Source organism: Nocardiopsis sp. NPDC055551 (assembly GCF_053619415.1).
Genome location: NZ_JBSHJJ010000006.1, coordinates 59,837 through 78,991 on the forward strand (window position 1 = coordinate 59,837; position 19,155 = coordinate 78,991).

The following is a 19,155-nucleotide window of genomic DNA, read 5'->3' on the forward strand; positions in this document are numbered from 1 at the left end:
TGGCCGGGGCCCTGGGGCGGTCTATCGGGTACCAAGTCCGACACCGCGTAGTAAACGGACTAACCTTGGTCGAGGTGTTCCTCCGTGCGGCCCCTGCCGGACCCCGATCTGCACAGCACAGCGGTGGCCATCACGGCCGAGAGCCCTGACCTGCTGTTGACCGCACTCGAAGACGGAGTGGCACGTGGCTCCTCCCGCACAGAACGACAATTCCCCGATCAAGGACCACCAGAACGACACCGACCAGCCGCCGGGCACCGGTGTCGTACCGATCTTCGCCATGATCGTCGCCCTGGTCTGCGCTATTTTCCTGGGCTTCACCCTGGTCATCGGCGGTTCGGTCTTCGCCAGGGTCATCCCGGGCCTGCCCGACGCCGGTGAGGCCGTGCGCTGGGGCATGCCGATCGCGAAGGCCTTCATGAACGTCGGGGCCGTCCTGACGATCGGCCTGCTGGTGATGGCGGTCCTGCTGCTGCCCTCCTACAAGGGACGCCTGTCCGACCAGGCCATCGGCTACGTACGCGCCGCCACCTGGGCCTCCCTCGGCTGGACCGTGGCCGCCGTGGCGACCCTGTACTTCCAGGCCTCCGAGTTCCTCGCCAAACCCATGGGCCAGGTCTCCATCGACGAGGTGACCGCCTTCGCGGGTTCGGTCTCCGGTGGCATCGCCCTGATGTTCGTCATCCTGATCACGACCGGAATCGCGCTGTTCGGTCGTACCTGCACCGGCGCCACCTCCGGCCTGTGGCTGCTCGTGGCCTCCCTGGTCGCGGTCACCCCGCCGGCCCTTACGGGACACTCGGCCTCCTCGGGTTCCCACGAACTCGCGGTCACCGGCCTGGCCCTGCACCTGATCTCCATCTGCGTGTGGGTGGGCGGCCTGGCCGCGGTCACCTACCACGCGGTACGAACCGATGGCGAGGCGCCGGCCACCGCCGCTCACCGGTTCAGTCGCATGGCGCTGTGGGCCTACGTCGGTGTCGCCGTCAGCGGTGCCGCCAGCGCCCTGGCCCGCCTCTACTCCCTGGAACACCTGTTCTTCACCGAGTACGGGCTCTTCATCGTCGCGAAGGTCGTGCTGTTCGTCGTCCTCGGCGGCTTCGGCTACGCGCACCGCAAATGGACGGTGAACCGGATCGCCGGGGCACCGGAGGGCGAGGACGGCCACGCCTTCCGACGCTGGAACTTCATCCGGCTGTCCGGGGTCGAGGTCGTCATCATGGCCGCGGTCATGGGGATCTCCGTGGGGCTGGGCCGTACCGCGCCGCCCCCGCCGCTGGAGAGCACCGTCGACCCGGCCGCCGCCATCCTGGGCTTCACCATCCCGTCCGCCATGAGCATGCAGAACCTGCTCACCCTGTGGCGCCCCGACCTGTTCTTCATCATGTTCGTGGTCGTCGCCGCAGGCCTGTACCTGGGTGGTGTGCGCCGGCTGGTCAAGCGGGGCGACAAGTGGCCGATCGGACGCCTCGTCGCCTTCCTCGCGGGGCTGCTGACCATCGTCCTGGTCCAACTCACCGGCTTCGCGACCTACGCGATGATCATGTTCTCGGCGCACATGATCCAGCACATGGTGTTGGCCATGGTCACCCCGATCCTGTTGGTGCTGGGCGCGCCGGCGACCCTGGCCCTGCGTGCCCTGAAACCGGCGGAGCGGCGGGGCGACCGGGGGCCGCGCGAATGGCTCAACGCCTTCCTCAACAGCCGCTACTCGAAGTTCTTCACCCACCCCGCGGTGGCCGCGCCGATCTTCGTGCTCAGCCTGTACGCCCTCTACTTCACGCCGCTGTTCGGCATGCTCATGAACGACCACCTCGGTCACCTGTTCATGGGTGTGCACTTCCTCGTCTCGGGTTTCCTCTTCTACTGGGTGATCATCGGTGTCGACCCGGCCCCGAGGAAGGTCCCGTTCCTGCTGCGCCTGCTGTTGCTGCTCGTGGTGATGGGGTTCCACGCCTTCTTCGGCATCGCCATCATGGAGCAGACCACGCCCATCGCCGCGGAGTACTACGGCCAGTTCGAGATCCCGTGGATGCAGGACCCGATGGCCGACCAGTACAAGGGCGGTGGCATCGCCTGGGCCCTGGGCGAGATCCCCACGCTCCTGGTGATGCTGGCGCTGGTGGTGCAGTGGTCGCGTGACGACGAACGTCAGGAACGTCGTCGGCAGCGGCACAGCAGCCGTGGCGATTCCGACGACTCCGACATGGACGCCTACAACGAGTACCTCGCCGAGCTCGACCGTCGTTCCCGTCAACAGCCGAACTGACACCGACCCTCGGTCGATCCCTCACGGGCCCCCTTCCAGGAGCGTGGAAAGGGGGCCCGACCCTTGTTCGCGACGATCACAGTTCAGGGGAGGCGGTGATGAGGCTCCGGGCGGTCTGGATCGCGGTCTCACAGGCGTCGTCCGCGCTGACCTGGACGAACAGGCTGTGTTCGTCGGAGGTGGCCAACTCCAGGTTGCAGGAGTCGGGGAAGGTCTCGGTGTAGCCGGGATAGCCCTCCACCGCCACGTACTCGTACGCCTCACCGCCCTCGAACGCCGCCGAGAGGGCGCGGGGGACCGGTGGCTCGTCCTCCCCGGCGTCGGGGTCGTGGGTCTCCACCCGCACGTCCACGCTGGAGTCGACCGCGTCGGTGAAGAAGCAGTTGTCGTCCGACTGCGGACTGCCGCTACCACCCTCGGCGAGCAGACCCAGGTCGATCGCGGTCTCGTCGGTCAGCAGGTCACAGGGGTGTCGGACGCTCGGATCCAGCGGGGGCACGTCGAACTGATCGATGGAGTCCCGCTCGGCCAGGTCGACCTCGCCACCGCAACCGCCGACCAGCATGGCCGCCACGGCCGCGACCGCCCACCTCCACCCGCGCATCCCGCCGCCCTCCGCACAACGAAGCCGGGGCTCCCCGATCAGGGGACCCCGGCACGAAGCTACAGAGCGTCGCCGCCCCCGGCGCCCTTGTGGCCGGAAACGGTCACGGGGGTGGACATCGGGTTCAGGAGATGAAGGCCGTCACACCGGTCACCAGGAGCGCCATGGCCAGACAGATCACCAGGCCGCCCACCAGCACCGAAGGGGTGGGTTTGATCCCCGCCAACCCGGTCTGGCCGCTCACCAGGGCCTGACGACGCGCCACCATCGGCAGCATGGCCGCGTTGACCGCGTACATCACGATCGCCACGACGCTCGCCCCGGCGAACCCCACCCAGAAGCCGGCTCCCGCCGACATCTCGTTCAGGGCGGTCAACGCCGGCAGCACCACCCACAGCACGATCGAGGCGACTCCGAAGGCGGTGAGCAACCGGGGAGAGGACCCCCGGGAACTCCCCGACACCACGAGCAGCAGGCCGAGCAGGGACGCCACCAGGATGGCGCCCCCGATTCCGAACACGACGATGTTGACCAGCGAATTCACGTTGGTCATTGTCCCACCGTCGGCCGGGCGCCCCGACCCGGGGTACCCGAGCGGCGATGGTCGGATCAGCCGTGGTGTTCCACGCTCGAACCGGCGGCGCTCTTGCGCACGGTCAAGCGTGTGGTCACCCGTCGGCGCAGGTCCGCCACGTGGCTCACCACGCCCACCGCCCGGCCGCCGTCGCGCAGCCGGTCCAACACGTCCAGGACCTCTTCCAAGGTGTCCTCGTCCAGGGTGCCGAACCCCTCATCGACGAACAGGGTGTCGATCTCGGTGCCGCCGGCCTCCGCGGTGGCCACGTCGCCCAGCCCCAGGGCCAGCGCCAACGAGCTGAAGAAGGTCTCTCCGCCCGACAGCGTCGCCGGGTCGCGTTCGAGTCCGGTCCAGGAGTCCAGCACGCGCATGCCCAGACCACCCGCGGAACGGGCCCGCCCGTCCCCGGCCGCCTTGTCGACGGTGTAGCGCAGTTCGTAACGGCCGTCCGACATGGTCAGCAGTCGGTCGTTGGCGGCCGCCACCACCTGCTCCAGCCGGGCCGCCAGGACGTAGGCGGACAACCGCACGCTGTCGGTGTTGTCCGGGGACGTGCCCGCGGCCAGGGTGCTCAGCCCCTGCGCGATCGCGTAGCGGCGCAGCACCGGCTCCGAACCCGCCATCCGATCGGCCAGCTCGGCGCGCAGATCACCCAACCGGCGCGCCCGATCGGCGAACATGCCCTGCCAGGTCAAGACACGTTCGGCGGCGTGCTCGGCGGTGGCGGCCACGGTCTCCAACGCGATCAGGTCCGGTGGCTCCTGCTCACCGGCGGCCACGAGTTCGGGATCGGCCAAGCGTTCCCGAACCGCCGCCCACTGATCGTCGAAGTCACGAGTGCGACGGCGCAGGTCCCGACGCTCCCGATCGTCCAGCGCGGCCTCCAGGACCTCGGCCTCGTCGGTGAACCCGGTCTCGGCCCGGGCCGCCTCGGCCTCGGCCCCGGCGGCGCGCAGCTCCTCGGCGGCCCGTGCGCGCTGGTCCATCGCCTCGGCGGTCCCGCGCAACAGGTCGGCCTCGCCGGTCAGGCGCGCGATGCGTTCGGGCAGTCCGGCGTCGGCGCCACGGGCCTCGTCCAGCAGCGCCGTGAGCCGTTCGTATTCGGCCTGTGCGCTCTCCCGACGGGCCAGGAACTCACCCTCCTGGCGGCTCAGCGCGCCCACACGCTCCTCGGCGTGCCGTAGCTCCTCGCGGAGCCGGACCAGCTCCTGTTCCAGGTTCTTACGCTCACCGACGGCGGCGCGGGCCTCGGCCAAGCGGGCACGTGCGGCCCCGACCTCCTCCTCCGCGCTCGTGACGGTGCGATCCTCCGCGACCCTGGCCTCGGCCTCCAACCGACCCCGGACCCGCTCCACCGCGCGCTCGGCCGTCGACCGGTCCGTGGCGGCCCGCTCCGCGGCGGCATGGGCCTCCTTCTCCCGGTCGGCGGAGACCAGGCCGCCCTCGCTCGGCGTCGCGGGGGAGGGGTGTTCGACCGATCCGCACACCGCGCACGCCGACCCCTCGGCCAGATCGGTGGCGAGCTCGGCCGCCATCTGTCCGATCCGCCGCTTCGATAGGTCCTGTGCGTGGTCCACGGCCCGCTGCGCGGTGTCCACGACCGTTCGCCGGGTCTCCTGCGCCCGCTCCAGTTCCACGGTGAGCCGCTCGTGCGCCACGGCCGCCGTGTGCCGCTTCTCCGCCAACGTCAACGCGTCCTGGGCCGTCTCCACCGACCCGGCGTGTTCGCGTACCCGTTCCAGTTCCCGCTCGACGGCGGTCACCTGGATCGGCAGTGTCTCCTTACGCTCCCCGGCCCGCTCCGACTCGGCGCGGACCCCGGTCAGCCGCCGGTCCAGGTCGGCCAGTTCCCCGCGCAGTGCCCGGCGGCGTTCGGCGTCACCACGCAGCAGCTCCAGTCGGGCCAGTTCGTCGCGGCGTCCCCGCTCGGCGGCACGCAACGACTCCGCGCCGGTCGAGGTGGTCACGTCCAGGTCGGGCAGGCCCGCCACCAACGACAATCGGTCGGTGACGGCCAACTCCGCCTTGTCCAGTTCGGTGCGGCGGTGGTCACGGGCGCGCAGGAACGGCAGCACGGCGTCGGTGCGCTCCGCGGCGGTCAGGCGTTCCTCGGAACGGGCGCGCCAGGGCCGGTGTTCCTCCAACACCGCGCTCCGCTCCCGGGCCTGGTCGAGCCGGGCACGCCGCTCCCCCAGCGAGCGCCCCTCGGTCAGCGCCCGCCGGGCCAGGTCCCGGGCGAACGTGAACTCATCCATGAGCGGTTCGGTGTCCCGAACGGTCGCGGCGGTGACCACGGCCAGCTCGGTGGCCCAAGCGCTCAACTCGGCCGGGTCCGACTCCTGTGGCGTGGTGGAGCGGCCCACCTCGGCGATCCGACCGGCGACCTCGCGCACTCGTTCCTCGGCCGAACGCACCTCGCGTTCGAGCCTGCGAGTGTGGCCGCCCAGCCATTCCTCCACGTCCCGGAACACCCGGGTGTTGAAGATCCGCTCCAAGGACTTGCGGCGGTCGTCCGACTTGGCCCGCAGGAACTGGGCGAAGTCGCCCTGGGGCAGCATGACGATCTGGCAGAACTGGGTGAGGGTGAGCCCCACCTGGTCACCGATGAACTGTCCGGCCTCGTCGGGGCGAGTGGTGACCGGCTGCCACGTTCCCTCCAGCAGCTCCTGGACCACCACCTTCTGGTTCTGGGTGACGGTGCCGGTGCCTCGCTTTTTGGGACGCTCCCAGCGGGGCTTGCGGTTGATCCGGATCCGGCGCCCTCGGATGGTGAACTCCAGGGTCACCTCCGGCTCCAGGTCCGGTGGCGCGTGGTCGCTCTTGGGGGAGCGGTCCTTGCTGCGGGCCCCGGGGACGCTTCCGTACAGCGCGAAGCAGACCGCGTCCAGCACGGAGGTCTTGCCCGCCCCGGTGGGGCCGTGGACGAGGAAGAGCCCGCCCTGGCCGAGCCGATCGAAGTCCACCCGTTCGGTACCGGCGAAGGGGCCGAACGCGGTCATGGTGAGATCGTGCAGGCGCATCAGTGGATCCCTTCCTGGAGCCGGACCTCTTCGACGGCCCGGTCCACGAGCGCGCGCTCGTCCGGGGTGGCGGGTGCGCCGCGGGCCCATTCGACGAAGTCGGCGACCACGTCGCGTTCGGGGCGTTCGGCGATCGCGCCGGTGACGGGTCGCCGGTCGGGCGCGCCGCCCTCGGGGGCGAACTCCAACAACAGGGCGTGGGGGAATCGTTCGCGCAGCCGCTCCATGGGCCGGGCCGGCCGACGCGGGTCGGTGAGGGTGACCTGTAGCCAGTGACCGGTGTAACGCTCCCAACCGGTGCCGGTGAGCAGGTCGTCGAGGCGCCCGCGGATCCGGGCGAGGGGACGCGGCACCGGGGCGTCCACGAACTCGGCCCCGGCGAACCCGTCGGCGTCCAACTCCACCACCCAGCAGCCCTTGCGGTGGCGTTCCTCGGAGAAGGAGTAGGCCAGCGGGCTGCCCGGGTAACGCACGGTGGGGGTGATGGTCTGTCGGCCGTGCAGGTGGCCCAGAGCGACGTAGTCGACCCCGTCGTAGATCGAGGCGGGCACGTGCGAGGCACCGCCCACGGAGATGTCGCGTTCGCTGTCGGAGCCCTCGCCGCCGGTGACGAAGGCGTGCGAGAGCACCACCGAACGGGTGCCGGGGCGCTCGTCCAGGTCGGCCCGGATCAGACCCATGGCGTGTCCGATCACCGCGGGGTGCCCACGTTCGGTCAGGTCCCAGTGGTGCCGGGCGATCTCCGGTTCCAGGTAGGGGATGCCGTAGAAGGCGACCGGTCCGTGCTCGTCGTCGATGACCACCGGTTCGCCCACCCCCTCCAGGGAGCTGCGCAGGTGGATCCCGGCGGCGTCGATGAGGTCGGTGGCGAAGGCCATGCGGGTGAGGGAGTCGTGGTTTCCACTGATCAGCACGGCGCGCGCCCCGGTCGCGCGGATCCGTCCCAACGCCCGGTCGAACAGGCGCACGGCGTCCACCGGTGGCAGGGCGCGGTCGTAGAGGTCCCCGGCGACCACGACCACGTCGATCCGTTCGGCGTGGATGGTGTCGACGAGGTGGTCCAGGAACGCGGCCTGGGCGTCGATGAGGTTCTCCCGGTGGAAGGAGCGACCCAGGTGCCAGTCCGATGTGTGCAGCAGGCGCATGGAAGTGGACATTACCCAAGTCGCGGGTGTTCCCGTCGGGAGAACCGGCGATCCTACAGCTTTCGGGCCAGGGTGAGCCCGTCGCCGAGGGGGAGCAGGACCTGGGAGACCCGGTCGTCGGCCACCAGACGGTCGTTGAAGTCGCGGATGCCCTGCACGTGGGGCGCGGTCTGCTCGGGGTCGATCACCCGCCCGTGGGAGAGGGTGTTGTCGGCCAGCAGCAGTCCGCCGGGACGGATCCGCGGGACGAGTTCCTCCCAGTAATCGAGGTAGCCGGTCTTGTCCGCGTCCAGGAACGCCAGGTCGAACCGGGTGTCCTCGGGCAGGGCGCGCAGGGACTCCAGGGCCGGTCCGATCCGCAGCTCGATCTTGTCGGAGACCCCGGCTCGCTCCCAGTAGCGGCGGGCCACCGACGTCCACTCCTCGCTGATGTCCAGCGCCAGGAGGGTGCCGTCGTCGGGAAGGCCGCGGGCGAAGCAGATGGAGGAGTAACCGGTGAACGTACCGACCTCCACCGCGTTCCGGGCCCCGGACAGCCGCGTGAGAAGGGTGGTGAACGCTCCCTGCTCGGGGCCGATCTGCATGCCCCGCTGCTGGGGGAAGAGCCGAGCGGTCTCCTCGGCCAGGTCGGCGAGGACGGAGTCGACCTGTTCGCTGTGGGCGACGACGTAGGCGTGCAGTTCCGGGGTGAGGCCTTCTGAGGTTCGAGTCACCCGCACAACCCTAGGACCCCGGCCCGGCCCAGGCCAGGACCGCGACCGGGGAGGATCAGTGCTGGGGGAGCAGGGTGGGCCAGTCGAAGAGGTAGATCGACCCGACGACGACACCGATGGTGAGCAGCGGGGTGACGACCTTCTTCTCCACGGGACCGTCGGTGACGAAGCCCCGACCCTGCCCGATGCGCTTCTTCCAGAACGGCCAGAAGATCGGGACGCCCATCTTGGTGATCATGTCGCCGAAGAAGTGCAGGATCACGCCGAAGGCGACCGCCAGGCCGAGCCAGGTGTAGTTCAGACCGGCCGCGTACAGGCCCAGGGTGATCGCCGCGGTGCCCAAGGCGTTGATGATCCCCGACGCGGCCCGGTTCTTGTCCAGACCGAAACCCAGCCCCTGGAGGGCGATACCGATGAGCAGGAACACGAACACCTGGACGGCCAACTCCGACCACAGGGCCAGGGCGGTGACCAGGACACCCATCAACGCGGCGAAGAAGAACGAGTGCGTTCCCATCCGGTGACCGCCGAAGGCCCAGTTCAGAATGTCACTGAGGACCTCGGTGACCTTCCCGTAGGTCTTGGTCACCGTCGCGCTCTTGTGGTCCACGTCGGGCAGGAGGGCCGCCCCCGCGCACACCAAGGATCCGGCGACGATTTCACCCGGGCCCAGTTCGAAACTGAGACCGAGGAATTCCTTGCCTTGGACGAGCGGAACGACCGCCATCCAACCGACCACGCCGCTCAGTGCGTGAGAGTGCCCCATCATGGCGGGAACCGTAGCGGAAGTCCTCTATTCGCCGCGAATCGGTGTTCGGGTTTCGGTCGACCGATGAAGACCCTTTCGCCACTCCGATCCCGCGAAACGACCCTGATTCCCGCCGTAGGAGTCGAATGTGTTGCGATATCCCGCCTCACCTCGGAGATGATTGACGCTCGTCACAACCTGTTGGTAGACAACCAACCACCCCCAGGTGGCCAGGCCACCACCCCACGATGAATCGACAGGGGCCGTCATGACACAGCACCCACCTCCCACCGGCGCCCTTTTTCGCCGGACGCTGGCCTCCACCGGCGCGCTGATCCTGCTCGGGGGGCTGTCCGCGGTACCCGCGGCGGCCGAAGAGTCCGACGCGAACACCCTCACCGTGGCCATCTCCCAGCAGGTGGACTCGTTCAACCCGTTCACGGCGCAGTTGGCCGTCACCACCAACATCCTCAGACACGTCTACGACAGCATCGTGACGGTCGACCCGGAGACCAACGAGCCCGCGCCCTCCCTCGCGGAGAGCTGGGACACCTCCGATGATGGTCTGACCTGGACCTTCAACCTCCGTGACGACGTCTTCTTCACCGACGGCGAGCAGCTCACCGCCGACGACGTCGCGTGGACCTTCACCACCATCATGGAGAACGACGCCGCGGCCATCGCCTCGGGCAACTACGTCGCCGGGTTCGAGGAGGTCATCGCCGAGGACGACCAGACCGTGGTCATCGAACTCGACGAGCCCCAGGCCACCATGACCGCGCTCAACGTCCCGATCGTGCCCCGGCACGTGTGGGAACCGATCGTGGAGGAGGAGGGCGAGGCCTTCTCCGACTACGCCGGCGACGACTTCCCCACGGTCGGCAGCGGACCCTTCGCCCTCACCGAGCACTCCCGAGGCGAGCACATCCGTCTGGAGGCCAACCCCGACCACTGGCGTGGCCCGGCCGGCTTCGACGAGCTGTACTTCCGTTACTACTCCGAGAAGGACGCCGCCGTCGAGGCGCTGCGCAGCGGCGAGGTCTCCTTCGTCTACGAACTGACCGACGCCCAGGTCACCTCCCTGGAGTCGACCGAGGACATCGCGGTCAACATCGCCGACGGCAAGCGGTTCCAGGCCTTCACGATCAACCCGGGCGCGGAGACCCAGGACGGTGAGGCGTTCGGCGACGGACACCCCGCGCTCCAGGACCGGACCCTGCGCCAGGCCATCGTCATGGGCATCGACAACGAGGAGATCGTCCAGCAGGGCGCCAACGGCCAGGCCGTCGCGGCCGGTGGCTACATCCCGCCGCGCTACACCGACTTCCACTGGTCGCCCGAGGGCGAGGAGGCCACCCTCGACTTCGACCCGGACGCCGCCAACGAGATGCTCGACGAGGCCGGCTACGAAAGGGGCGACGACGGGGTGCGCGTCTCACCCGACGACGACCGCCTCGAACTGCGCATGCACGTGCACTCCGACCGCCCGGACAACGTCCAGGCCGGACAGGTCATCGCCGAGCGCCTCGCCGACATCGGCATCGAGATCGACAACCAGACCGTCGACCCGGGCATCCTGAGCGACGCCCTCTACGACGCCGAGTACGACCTCATCTTCACCGGGTGGACGGTCAACCCCGACCCCGACTACGTGTTCAGCATCCACACCTGCGACGCGCTGCCGACCGAACCGGGCACCATGCAGGGCGACGCCTACTTCTGCGACGAGGAGTACGACGAGCTCTACGAGGCGCAGCTGAGCGAGTACGACCACGAGGCCCGCGCCGAGATCGTCCACCAGATGCAGGAGATCCTCTACGAGGAGGCCGTGGTCAACGTCCTGGCCTACCCGAACATCATGGAGGCCTACCGGACCGACCACATCGAGAGCATCCAGCTGGAGCCGACCGAGGGCGGCAACATCTGGGGCCAGGACGGCTACTGGGCCTGGTGGTCCGCCCAGCCCGCTGAAGGCGGATCCGACGCGAACGGCGGCGGGATCTCCACCGGGGTGGGCATCGGCATCGGCGTCGTGGTCCTCGTCCTGCTCGCCGGTGGCGCGTTCCTGTTCTTCCGCAACCGTTCCACCGTGGAGGACCGCGAGTGACGACCACGCCCATCGAGGTGGACGGACCGGACGGGGCGGGGGCCGATGGGCTCCCCGCCCCGGCGGCCCCGGGGGGAGGGCACCGGGCACGACGGGTGATCACCTACGTGGCCGGCCGCCTGATGACCGCGGTCGTGTCCCTGTTCGCCGTGATCGTCGCCGGGTTCTTCCTCTTCCGGATCCTGCCCGGCGACCCCGTCCGCGCCATGACGGAGGGACGCGAGGTCACCGCCGAACAGCGGGCGGAGCTGCGCCGCCAGTTCGGCCTCGACCAGCCCCTGTGGCGACAGTTCCTCGACTACGCCGAAGGGCTGATCCACCTCGACCTGGGTGTGTCCTTCCAGTACCGCGAACCGGTCGTGGACCTCATCCTGGAACGTCTGGGGCCGACCATCCTGCTCGCCGGTACCGGCACGGTCATCGCCGCGCTGCTCGGCCTGTTCCTGGGCTCGCGCGCCGGTTGGAGGCCGGGCGGGCGCGGCGATCGGGTCAACACCGCCGTCGCGCTGTTCTTCTGGTCGGTGCCCACCTTCTGGCTCGGCCTGCTCCTCATCGTCCTGCTGGCCTCCGGCCGCGGCTTCATGCCCGGCCTGTTCCCGACCGGCGGCATGGTCGACCCGGGCCTGACCGGCCCCGTGGAACGTGCGCTGAGCACCGCCCAGCACATGGTCCTGCCGGTCACCACGATGGTGGCGGTGATCTACGCCCAATACCTGATGATCATGCGCTCCTCCCTCATGGACGAGAAGGGGGCGGACTACCTGACCACCGCCCGCGCCAAGGGGTTGCGCGACGTCCTGGTCAGGCGCAGGCACGCCGTGCCCAACGCGCTGCTGCCCACCGTCACCCTCATCTTCCTCAACCTCGGACAGGTCGTGTCCGGGGTGATCCTGGTGGAGACGGTCTTCTCCTGGCCCGGCCTCGGCCAACTCTTCTACTCCGGCCTGGAAGTCCCCGACCTCGGCCTCGTCCAAGGTCTGTTCGTGGTCTTCGCGGCCTCGGTGATCCTCATGAACCTCCTGGCCGACCTGGTGTATCCGCTGCTCGACCCCCGGGTGCGCCCATGAGCGCCCCCACCGAACCCGCGCCCGGCACGGCGGTCTCGCCCCGCGCCCTGGCCCGGAAACGACGTCGTGAGGCCCTGGGTCGGTTCGCCCGCGACTACGCGCGCAACCGCGCCGGCCTGTTCGGCCTGGCCTCGCTGCTCACGATCGGCGTGCTCGCCCTGACCGCGCCCCTGTTCGTGGACCAGGCGCACCTGACCATCACCGGTGCGCCCGGTGACAGCTACCAGCCGCCCAGCACGGAGTTCCCGCTGGGCACCGACAACTTCGGCCGTTCGATCCTGGACCTGATCATCTGGGGCGCGCGCGTCTCGTTGACGGTCGGGCTGCTGGCCACGTTCGTCTCCGTCACCCTGGGCACCCTGGCCGGGGTGACCGCCGGTCACTTCGGCTCCTCCGGAGGGGTGGGCGGCCGAGTGGTCTCCTCGGTGATCATGCGCGTCACCGACTGGTTCCTGGTGCTGCCCACCCTGGTCCTGGCGGTGGCCCTGGCCGCGGTGCTGCCGCGCGGCACCGGCACCATCATCCTCGCGATCGGGCTCACCGTCTGGCCGCCCACCGCCCGACTGGTGCGCGCCCAGACGCTGGCGGTGGAGGCCCGACCCTACGTGGAACGCGCCCGGGCCCTGGGCGGCGGCCACGCCCACGTCATGGGCTGGCACGTGCTGCCGAACGTGATGCCGGTGGTGCTCGCCCAGACCACGCTGTTGGTGGCGACCTCGATCATCGCCGAGTCCACCCTCGCCTTCCTGGGGATGGGCGACCCCACCACCATCTCCTGGGGTGGCATCCTCCAGGCCGCACGCACCTCCGGGGCGATCAGCGCCGGGATCTGGTGGTACATCGTCCCACCCGGGCTGGCCATCGCCGTGGTCGCGCTGTCCTTCACCCTGTGCGGGCGCGCGGTCGAGTCCGTCATCAACCCACGTCTGAGGGGAGGAGCCGGGTGAGCGGCCTTCTCGACGTCCGGGACCTGCGCGTCACCTACGCTACCGGTGGGGGTGAGATCCCGGCGGTGCGCGGCGTGAACCTGTCCCTGGGCCGCGGTGACACCCTCGGTGTGGCGGGGGAGTCCGGCAGTGGCAAGTCCACCGTGGCCCTGGCGCTGCTGCGCCTGCTGCCCGCCACCGCCCGCGTCACCGGGGACATCCTGCTGGAGGGCGAGAACGTCCTGGAGATGAAGTGGGGACGCCTGCGCGCCGTGCGCTGGGTCGGTGCCTCGGTGGTCTTCCAGGGGGCCATGCACTCCCTCAACCCGGTCAAGCGGATCGGCGACCAGATCGCCGAGCCCCTCGTGCTGCACCGGACCGTGAAGTCGGACCGGGTCGCTACCCGGGTCACCGAACTCCTGGAACAGGTGGGCCTGCCGGTCTCCCGTTCCCAGGACTATCCCCACCAGTTGTCCGGGGGACAACGCCAGCGGGTGATGATCGCGATGGCCCTGGCCTGCGAGCCGCGGCTGATCATCGCCGACGAGGCCACCACCGCCCTGGACGTCATGATCCAGGCGCAGATCCTCGCGTTGCTGCGCGGGCTGGTCGAGGAGACCGGCATCGGCATGCTGATGATCAGCCACGACCTGTCCGTACTGGCCGCCACCTGTGATCGGCTCGCGGTCATGTACGCCGGTCGGATCGTGGAGGAGGGGCCGGCGCGGGACGTGGTGCACCGGCCCGCCCACCCGTACGCGAGCGCGCTCAGCGCCGCCTTCCCCAAGATCGGCGACCCCGCCTCCCGACTGGCCCCGCGCGGCCTGCCGGGCGACCCACCGGACCCGGCCGACCCACCGTCGGGCTGCGTGTTCCGACCGCGCTGCGCGGTGGCCGAGTCGGTGTGCGCCACCGTGGACCCGCCACTGTGGCCGGTCCACCCCGGCGCCGACGGGCACGCCGACCGGCACGCGGCGTGCGTGCACGTGGGGCCGGGATCACTCTCGAAGGAGAGCGAGGGCGTCGACCCGACCGGGGAGACCAGCACAGAGGAGACGAGCCGTTGAGCGCCGACACCGCCCCCCGCCCGCCCTCCGCCGACGCCGAGGCGCGGACACCGCCCGTCCTGCGGGCCGACTCCGTGGAGGTGGCCTTCACGGCCGGGTTCGCCCCCGGCGGAGGGCGGGGCACCGCCCGTGCGGTGGACGGCGTTCACCTGGACGTGGCGCCCGGGGAGATCGTGGCCCTGGTCGGGGAGTCCGGCTGTGGCAAGACCACCCTGGCCCGCACGCTCCTGGGATTGGAGCGGCCCACCGCCGGCCGGGTGTTGTTCGAGGGCGAGCCGCTGCGCTACCGCTCCCGTGACCTGCGGTCCTACCGGCGCCGAGTGCAGCTCGTGCAGCAGGACCCGATGGGTTCGCTCAATCCGAGGCGCACCGTATACGAGTCGGTGGTCGAGGGTCTTCGTGTGCACGAGGGCACCACGGTCGACGAGTCGGAACGGGTGGAACGCGCGCTGTCCCGCGCCGGTCTGCGCCCGCCCGAACGCTTCCTCTCGCGCTACCCGCACGAGCTGTCGGGGGGCCAACGCCAGCGTGTGGTGATCGCCGGAGCCCTGGTCCTGGACCCCGAGGTGCTGGTGGCCGACGAACCGGTGGCGTCCCTGGACGCCTCGGTGCGCGGCGAGATCCTGCGACTCTTGCTGGAGTTGCGCGACGAACTGGGGTTGTCCGCCCTGGTGGCCACGCACGACCTCGGCCTGGCCTGGAACATCGCGGACCGGGTGGCCGTGATGTACCTGGGACGAGTGGTGGAACTGGGCACGGTGGAGGAGGTGCTGTCCTCGCCCGCGCACCCGTACACGCGCGCCCTGCTGTCGGTGCTGCCCGACTCCGGTGTGGAGGAGGGGCCGGTGGTGCTCAGCGGTGAGCCACCGGACCCCAAGCAGGTGCCTCCGGGGTGCCGTTTCCATCCGCGCTGCCCGATCCTGGCCTCAGGGGAGGCCGAGAGGGCAGGGGTGGCCGACCGGTGCGTGAGCGTGGATCCGGCGATCCTGAGCGGCGGGGCCGAGCGTCGCGTGGCCTGCCACTGGGCGGCCGCCGACGAGTCCGGTCGCCTGCCCGAACGGGCCACCTGACCGACCGAACCACTGACCGTGGACGGCTCCGGGACTCGGGGTTCCACACCTTGTCCCCGGCCGCGAGGCCCCGGCGTCCGGGCCCGGACGTGAGGTGCGCGAGTCACCGGTGGGAGCGGTGGGACAGGTGCGGCACGAGGTCTTCGAGGTGGGCCTTGACCAGCGGGGACGTGACGTGGGCGCGGCACGGGGGCGAGTCTCCCGTTCAATGTGACTCAGATCACTTTTTGTGCGGGTAAGGCCGGCGTCGACACCTCCCGCGCGAGAAGCGTGTGGCCGGCGGGTGTGCCGACAGGATGTCGGTCCACCCGCCGGCCGCCCTCGATCCGGTTGGGGTGATCGCACATGTTCACCGTCGCGGCGCTCCGGGCAGGACCCTTGAGGTGTCACTCCGAGGGAGTCAACCCATGCCGCACATGACCACGGAAGACGTTCACGAGTACATCAACGGGATCTGTTTCAAGACCGGCCCTCCCGGCAAGGTCGGGGCCGAGACCGAATGGTTGGTCACCGACCCCGAACGTCCCACCGCACCCGTCACCATCGACCGTCTCGCGGAGCTCGTGGAGGCCTGTGGCCCCCCGCCCGCGGGAAGCCGGATCACCTTCGAACCGGGCGGCCAGATCGAGCTCAGCTCACCGGCGTTGCCGGGACTCGCCCAAGCCCACGAGGCCCTCGCCGTCGACCTGCGGCACGTCGAGAAGGCCCTCACGGGCGCCGGACTGTACCTGGCCGAGACCGCGCTCGACCCCGTACGTCCGCCCGAACGACAGCTCCGATCTCCCCGTTACACGGCGATGGAGCGTTTCTTCGACCGACACCGCCACGCCAGTGGCCGCACCATGATGTGCAGCTCCGCGTCCATCCAGGTGTGCCTGGACAACGGAGCGGACGCCGCCGACATCCGTGGGCGTTGGCGGTTCCTGCACCGTCTGGGCCCCGTCCTGGTCGCCGCCTTCGCCAACTCGGCCGTCTGGCGAGGCCACCCGACCGGCTGGAAGTCCTCCCGGTGGGCCATCTGGGCGGCCACCGACGCGACCCGCACCCGACCCGTGCTGGAACCCGGCCCCGAGACCGATCCCGCCACCGCCTGGGCCGAGTACGCCCTGGGCGCGCGGGTGATGGCCCTGCCCGAGATCCCCGGTGGGGGCGGTGCCTGGACCGCCGACCCGGGGATCACCCTGGCCGACTGGGTCGACGGGCGGGGCCCGCGTCCGGTGACCCTCGCCGACCTGGAGTTCCATCTGAGCACCCTGTTCCCGCCCATCCGCCCGCGCGGCTGGTGGGAACTGCGCATGATCGACACCGTGCCCTTGCGCTGGTGGCCGGTCCCGGTGGCGCTCGCCGCCGCCCTGACCGACGACCCACGGGCCAGGGCCATCGCGGAGGAGGCCACCGAGCGCCTGTGCCGCGGCGCCGCGCCCACTCCCACGCTGTGGCTGCGCTCCGCCCGACTGGGCCCCGAGGACGCCGATGTCGCCGCGTGCGCGAGGGCCTGCTTCGACGCCGCGACAGAGGCCCTGCCCCGCATGGGCGCGGCCGGGCTCGCCGCACTCGTCGACGAGTACGCCGACCACTACGTTCGGCGAGGGCTGTGCCCCGCCGACACCGCTCTCCAGGTGCCCGCGCCGCGACCCGCCGACTCGACGGTCACCGCGCGCCGGCACCCCGCCCACCGTGGAGGTTCGTCATGAGCCTGGAACAGGAACGCGCCAAGGAACGCATCGCCGCCGAACTCGACCACAGCAGGCGGCACAGCAGGGAACTGACCATCGATGCCCTCGACGAGGACGAACTGCTCGCCCAGCACTCCCCGTTGATGTCGCCCCTGGTCTGGGATCTGGCGCACGTGGGCAACTACGAGGAGCAGTGGCTGCTCCGTGCCGCGGGCCGCCGCGAGGCACTGCGCCCGGACATCGACGGGCTCTACGACGCCTTCGAGAACCCGCGCGCGGACCGGGTCACCCTGCCGCTGCTGCGTCCCGACGAGGCGAGCGAGTACAACGCGCGGGTGCGGCGGGAGGTCCTCGACACCCTGGACGGCGCCGACCTGTCCGTCCCCCCGCCGACACCGGGCGAGGTGACGCCCTCGGAACACTCCCTGCTCGAAGCGGGCTTCGTCTTCCACATGGTCATCCAGCACGAGTTCATGCACGGAGAGACCATGCTCGCCACCCACCAGCTGCGTCGTGGCGCTCCCGTCCTGCTGGAGAAGGCCTCCGTCCTCGGGCCGGTGAGCCCTCCACCGGCCCGAGAGGTCCTGGTCCCGGCCGGCCCCTTCACCTTGGGCACCGACGACGACCCGTGGTCCTTCGACAACGAACGCCCCGCGCGTACTGTCGACCTCCCCGCCTTCTGGATCGACACCGCCCTCGTGACCAACGCCGCCTACCAGGAGTTCATCGCCGACGGCGGCTACCGGGACCCGCGCTGGTGGAGCCCCGCCGGCCGGGAGTGGGCTCGTGCCAGGGACGCCGCGGCACCGGCCTTCTGGACCCTGGAGAACGGCCTCTGGACCCGCCGCCGCTTCGGTCGACACGAGGAGGTGCCGCCGAACGAGCCCGTCCAACACGTGAGCTACCACGAGGCCGAGGCCTACGCCCGTTGGGCGGGCAAACGGCTGCCCACCGAGGCCGAGTGGGAGAAGGCGGCCCGGTTCGACCCCGCCACCGGACGCTGCCACCGCTTCCCCTGGGGCGACGCCGAACCCGAACCACGCCACGCCAACCTCGGTCGGCGTCGGCTCGGACCCGACCCGGTGGGCACCCACGCCGACGGCGCCTCCCCGCTCGGCGTCCAACAACTCATCGGGGACGTGTGGGAGTGGACCTCCACCACCTTCCACGGTTACCCGGGGTTCCGATCCTTCCCCTACCGCGAGTACTCGGAGGTCTTCTTCGACGACGGCTACAAGGTCCTGCGCGGAGGGTCGTGGGCCACCCATCCCGCCGCCGTGCGTTCCACCTTCCGCAACTGGGACCACCCGATCCGACGACAGATCTTCAGCGGCTTTCGTTGCGCACGCGACGCGGACCGCGCCTGATGTGCCGCCACCTCGCCTACCTGGGCCCGCCGCGCACGTTGCACGAGCTGCTGTACACGGCGCCGCACTCGCTGTTCGTCCAGTCCTGGGCGCCCCGACACCAGCGGTACGGAACCGTCAACGCCGACGGGTTCGGTGTCGGTTGGTACCCGCCGGGGCCCGGGCCGGAGGCGACCGAAGGGCCCACGCCACCCCTGCGCTACCGGAGGGCCATGCCGATCTGGGGTGACTCCTCCTTCGGTGACACGGCCCGCGCCATCACCTCCGGGTGCGTGGTCGCGGCCGTGCGCGACGCCACCGTCGGCTTCGGTTCCGAGGAGTCCGGCGCCCAACCCTTCCGGGCGGACCACCTGCTGTTCAGCCACAACGGGGCGGCCAAGGACGACCACGCGCTCGCCGTGGCGCTCGGCTCGCCCCCGCTCCCGGACGCCCTGGAGGCGCGGGCGCCGGTGGACTCGGCCCCGTTGTTCGCGCACACGCTGCGGCTGTGGCGGGCCTCCGGTGATCTGCCGGGGGCCCTGGCCGCCGTGGTGCGCCGGGCCCGCGAACACTCCGAGGGTCGTTACAACCTGCTGGCCGGGGACGGCACGACGATCGTCGGCACGACCGCCGGGGACACCCTGTTCACCCTGCGTCGGCCCGGACGCGCGGAGGGGGAGGGCGACGAGGTCTTCCTGGCCTCCGAGCCCTTCGACGATGGGCGCGGCTGGCGGGAGGTCCCCGCGGAGTCCTTGGTGGTCGCCACCCGGGAACACACCGACATCCGGCCGCTCGGCTGACCGGTATGGGAAACAGGAGG

At 70.6% G+C, this 19,155-nt stretch carries 15 protein-coding genes; 9 read left to right on the top strand and 6 right to left on the bottom strand.

Annotation, left to right across the window (positions count from 1 at the left end; genetic code table 11):
• Positions 1-184 precede the first annotated feature (184 nt).
• Positions 185-2,269, top strand: a complete 2,085-nt coding sequence (locus ACWGSK_RS12425) for a cytochrome c oxidase assembly protein (RefSeq protein ID WP_452455859.1) — start codon at positions 185-187, stop codon at positions 2,267-2,269.
• A 76-nt stretch (positions 2,270-2,345) separates the two neighbouring features.
• On the opposite strand, the gene ACWGSK_RS12430 is transcribed toward ACWGSK_RS12425, so the two are convergent.
• The 6 genes from ACWGSK_RS12430 to ACWGSK_RS12455 form a co-directional block, all read right to left on the bottom strand.
• On the bottom strand, positions 2,346-2,873 hold the full coding sequence (locus tag ACWGSK_RS12430; protein WP_358508952.1) for a DUF3558 family protein: 528 nt from the start codon (positions 2,871-2,873) through the stop codon (positions 2,346-2,348).
• A gap of 124 nt (positions 2,874-2,997) precedes the next feature.
• Complete coding sequence (locus tag ACWGSK_RS12435; RefSeq protein WP_358508954.1) at positions 2,998-3,426, bottom strand: hypothetical protein; 429 nt, start codon at positions 3,424-3,426, stop codon at positions 2,998-3,000.
• 56 nt (positions 3,427-3,482) lie between these two features.
• The gene (locus tag ACWGSK_RS12440; protein ID WP_452455860.1) at positions 3,483-6,470 is read right to left on the bottom strand and encodes an AAA family ATPase; all 2,988 of its coding nucleotides are present in this window, start codon (positions 6,468-6,470) and stop codon (positions 3,483-3,485) included.
• Positions 6,470-7,627 (bottom strand): exonuclease SbcCD subunit D, encoded by a 1,158-nt coding sequence (locus tag ACWGSK_RS12445; RefSeq protein ID WP_358508958.1) that lies wholly within the window; start codon positions 7,625-7,627, stop codon positions 6,470-6,472. The genes ACWGSK_RS12440 and ACWGSK_RS12445 overlap by 1 nt, the downstream gene beginning before the upstream one ends.
• A gap of 41 nt (positions 7,628-7,668) precedes the next feature.
• Complete coding sequence (locus tag ACWGSK_RS12450; protein WP_452455861.1) at positions 7,669-8,328, bottom strand: O-methyltransferase; 660 nt, start codon at positions 8,326-8,328, stop codon at positions 7,669-7,671.
• A gap of 55 nt (positions 8,329-8,383) precedes the next feature.
• Complete coding sequence (locus tag ACWGSK_RS12455) at positions 8,384-9,097, bottom strand: metal-dependent hydrolase (protein ID WP_358508962.1); 714 nt, start codon at positions 9,095-9,097, stop codon at positions 8,384-8,386.
• A 247-nt stretch (positions 9,098-9,344) separates the two neighbouring features.
• Between ACWGSK_RS12455 and ACWGSK_RS12460 the strand changes: the two genes are divergently transcribed.
• The 8 genes from ACWGSK_RS12460 to egtC all read left to right on the top strand — a co-directional run bounded on the left by ACWGSK_RS12460 (position 9,345) and on the right by egtC (position 19,135).
• Positions 9,345-11,183, top strand: coding sequence for an ABC transporter substrate-binding protein (locus tag ACWGSK_RS12460; protein WP_358508964.1), 1,839 nt, complete (start codon positions 9,345-9,347; stop codon positions 11,181-11,183).
• Positions 11,180-12,250, top strand: coding sequence for an ABC transporter permease (locus tag ACWGSK_RS12465; RefSeq protein WP_358508966.1), 1,071 nt, complete (start codon positions 11,180-11,182; stop codon positions 12,248-12,250). The genes ACWGSK_RS12460 and ACWGSK_RS12465 overlap by 4 nt, the downstream gene beginning before the upstream one ends.
• A complete protein-coding gene (locus ACWGSK_RS12470; protein ID WP_358508968.1) occupies positions 12,247-13,197 on the top strand; it encodes an ABC transporter permease in 951 nt (316 codons plus the stop codon). The genes ACWGSK_RS12465 and ACWGSK_RS12470 overlap by 4 nt, the downstream gene beginning before the upstream one ends.
• Positions 13,194-14,243, top strand: a complete 1,050-nt coding sequence (locus ACWGSK_RS12475) for an ABC transporter ATP-binding protein (RefSeq protein WP_358508970.1) — start codon at positions 13,194-13,196, stop codon at positions 14,241-14,243. The genes ACWGSK_RS12470 and ACWGSK_RS12475 overlap by 4 nt, the downstream gene beginning before the upstream one ends.
• The gene (locus ACWGSK_RS12480; RefSeq protein ID WP_358508971.1) at positions 14,240-15,313 is read left to right on the top strand and encodes an ABC transporter ATP-binding protein; all 1,074 of its coding nucleotides are present in this window, start codon (positions 14,240-14,242) and stop codon (positions 15,311-15,313) included. The genes ACWGSK_RS12475 and ACWGSK_RS12480 overlap by 4 nt, the downstream gene beginning before the upstream one ends.
• Positions 15,314-15,720: 407 nt before the next feature.
• The gene (gene egtA, locus ACWGSK_RS12485; protein ID WP_358508973.1) at positions 15,721-17,007 is read left to right on the top strand and encodes an ergothioneine biosynthesis glutamate--cysteine ligase EgtA; all 1,287 of its coding nucleotides are present in this window, start codon (positions 15,721-15,723) and stop codon (positions 17,005-17,007) included.
• Complete coding sequence (gene egtB / locus ACWGSK_RS12490; RefSeq protein ID WP_358508975.1) at positions 17,004-18,356, top strand: ergothioneine biosynthesis protein EgtB; 1,353 nt, start codon at positions 17,004-17,006, stop codon at positions 18,354-18,356. Before egtA ends, egtB begins: the two co-directional genes overlap by 4 nt.
• The gene (egtC, locus tag ACWGSK_RS12495) at positions 18,356-19,135 is read left to right on the top strand and encodes an ergothioneine biosynthesis protein EgtC (RefSeq protein ID WP_358508977.1); all 780 of its coding nucleotides are present in this window, start codon (positions 18,356-18,358) and stop codon (positions 19,133-19,135) included. Before egtB ends, egtC begins: the two co-directional genes overlap by 1 nt.
• Positions 19,136-19,155: the final 20 nt, after the last annotated feature.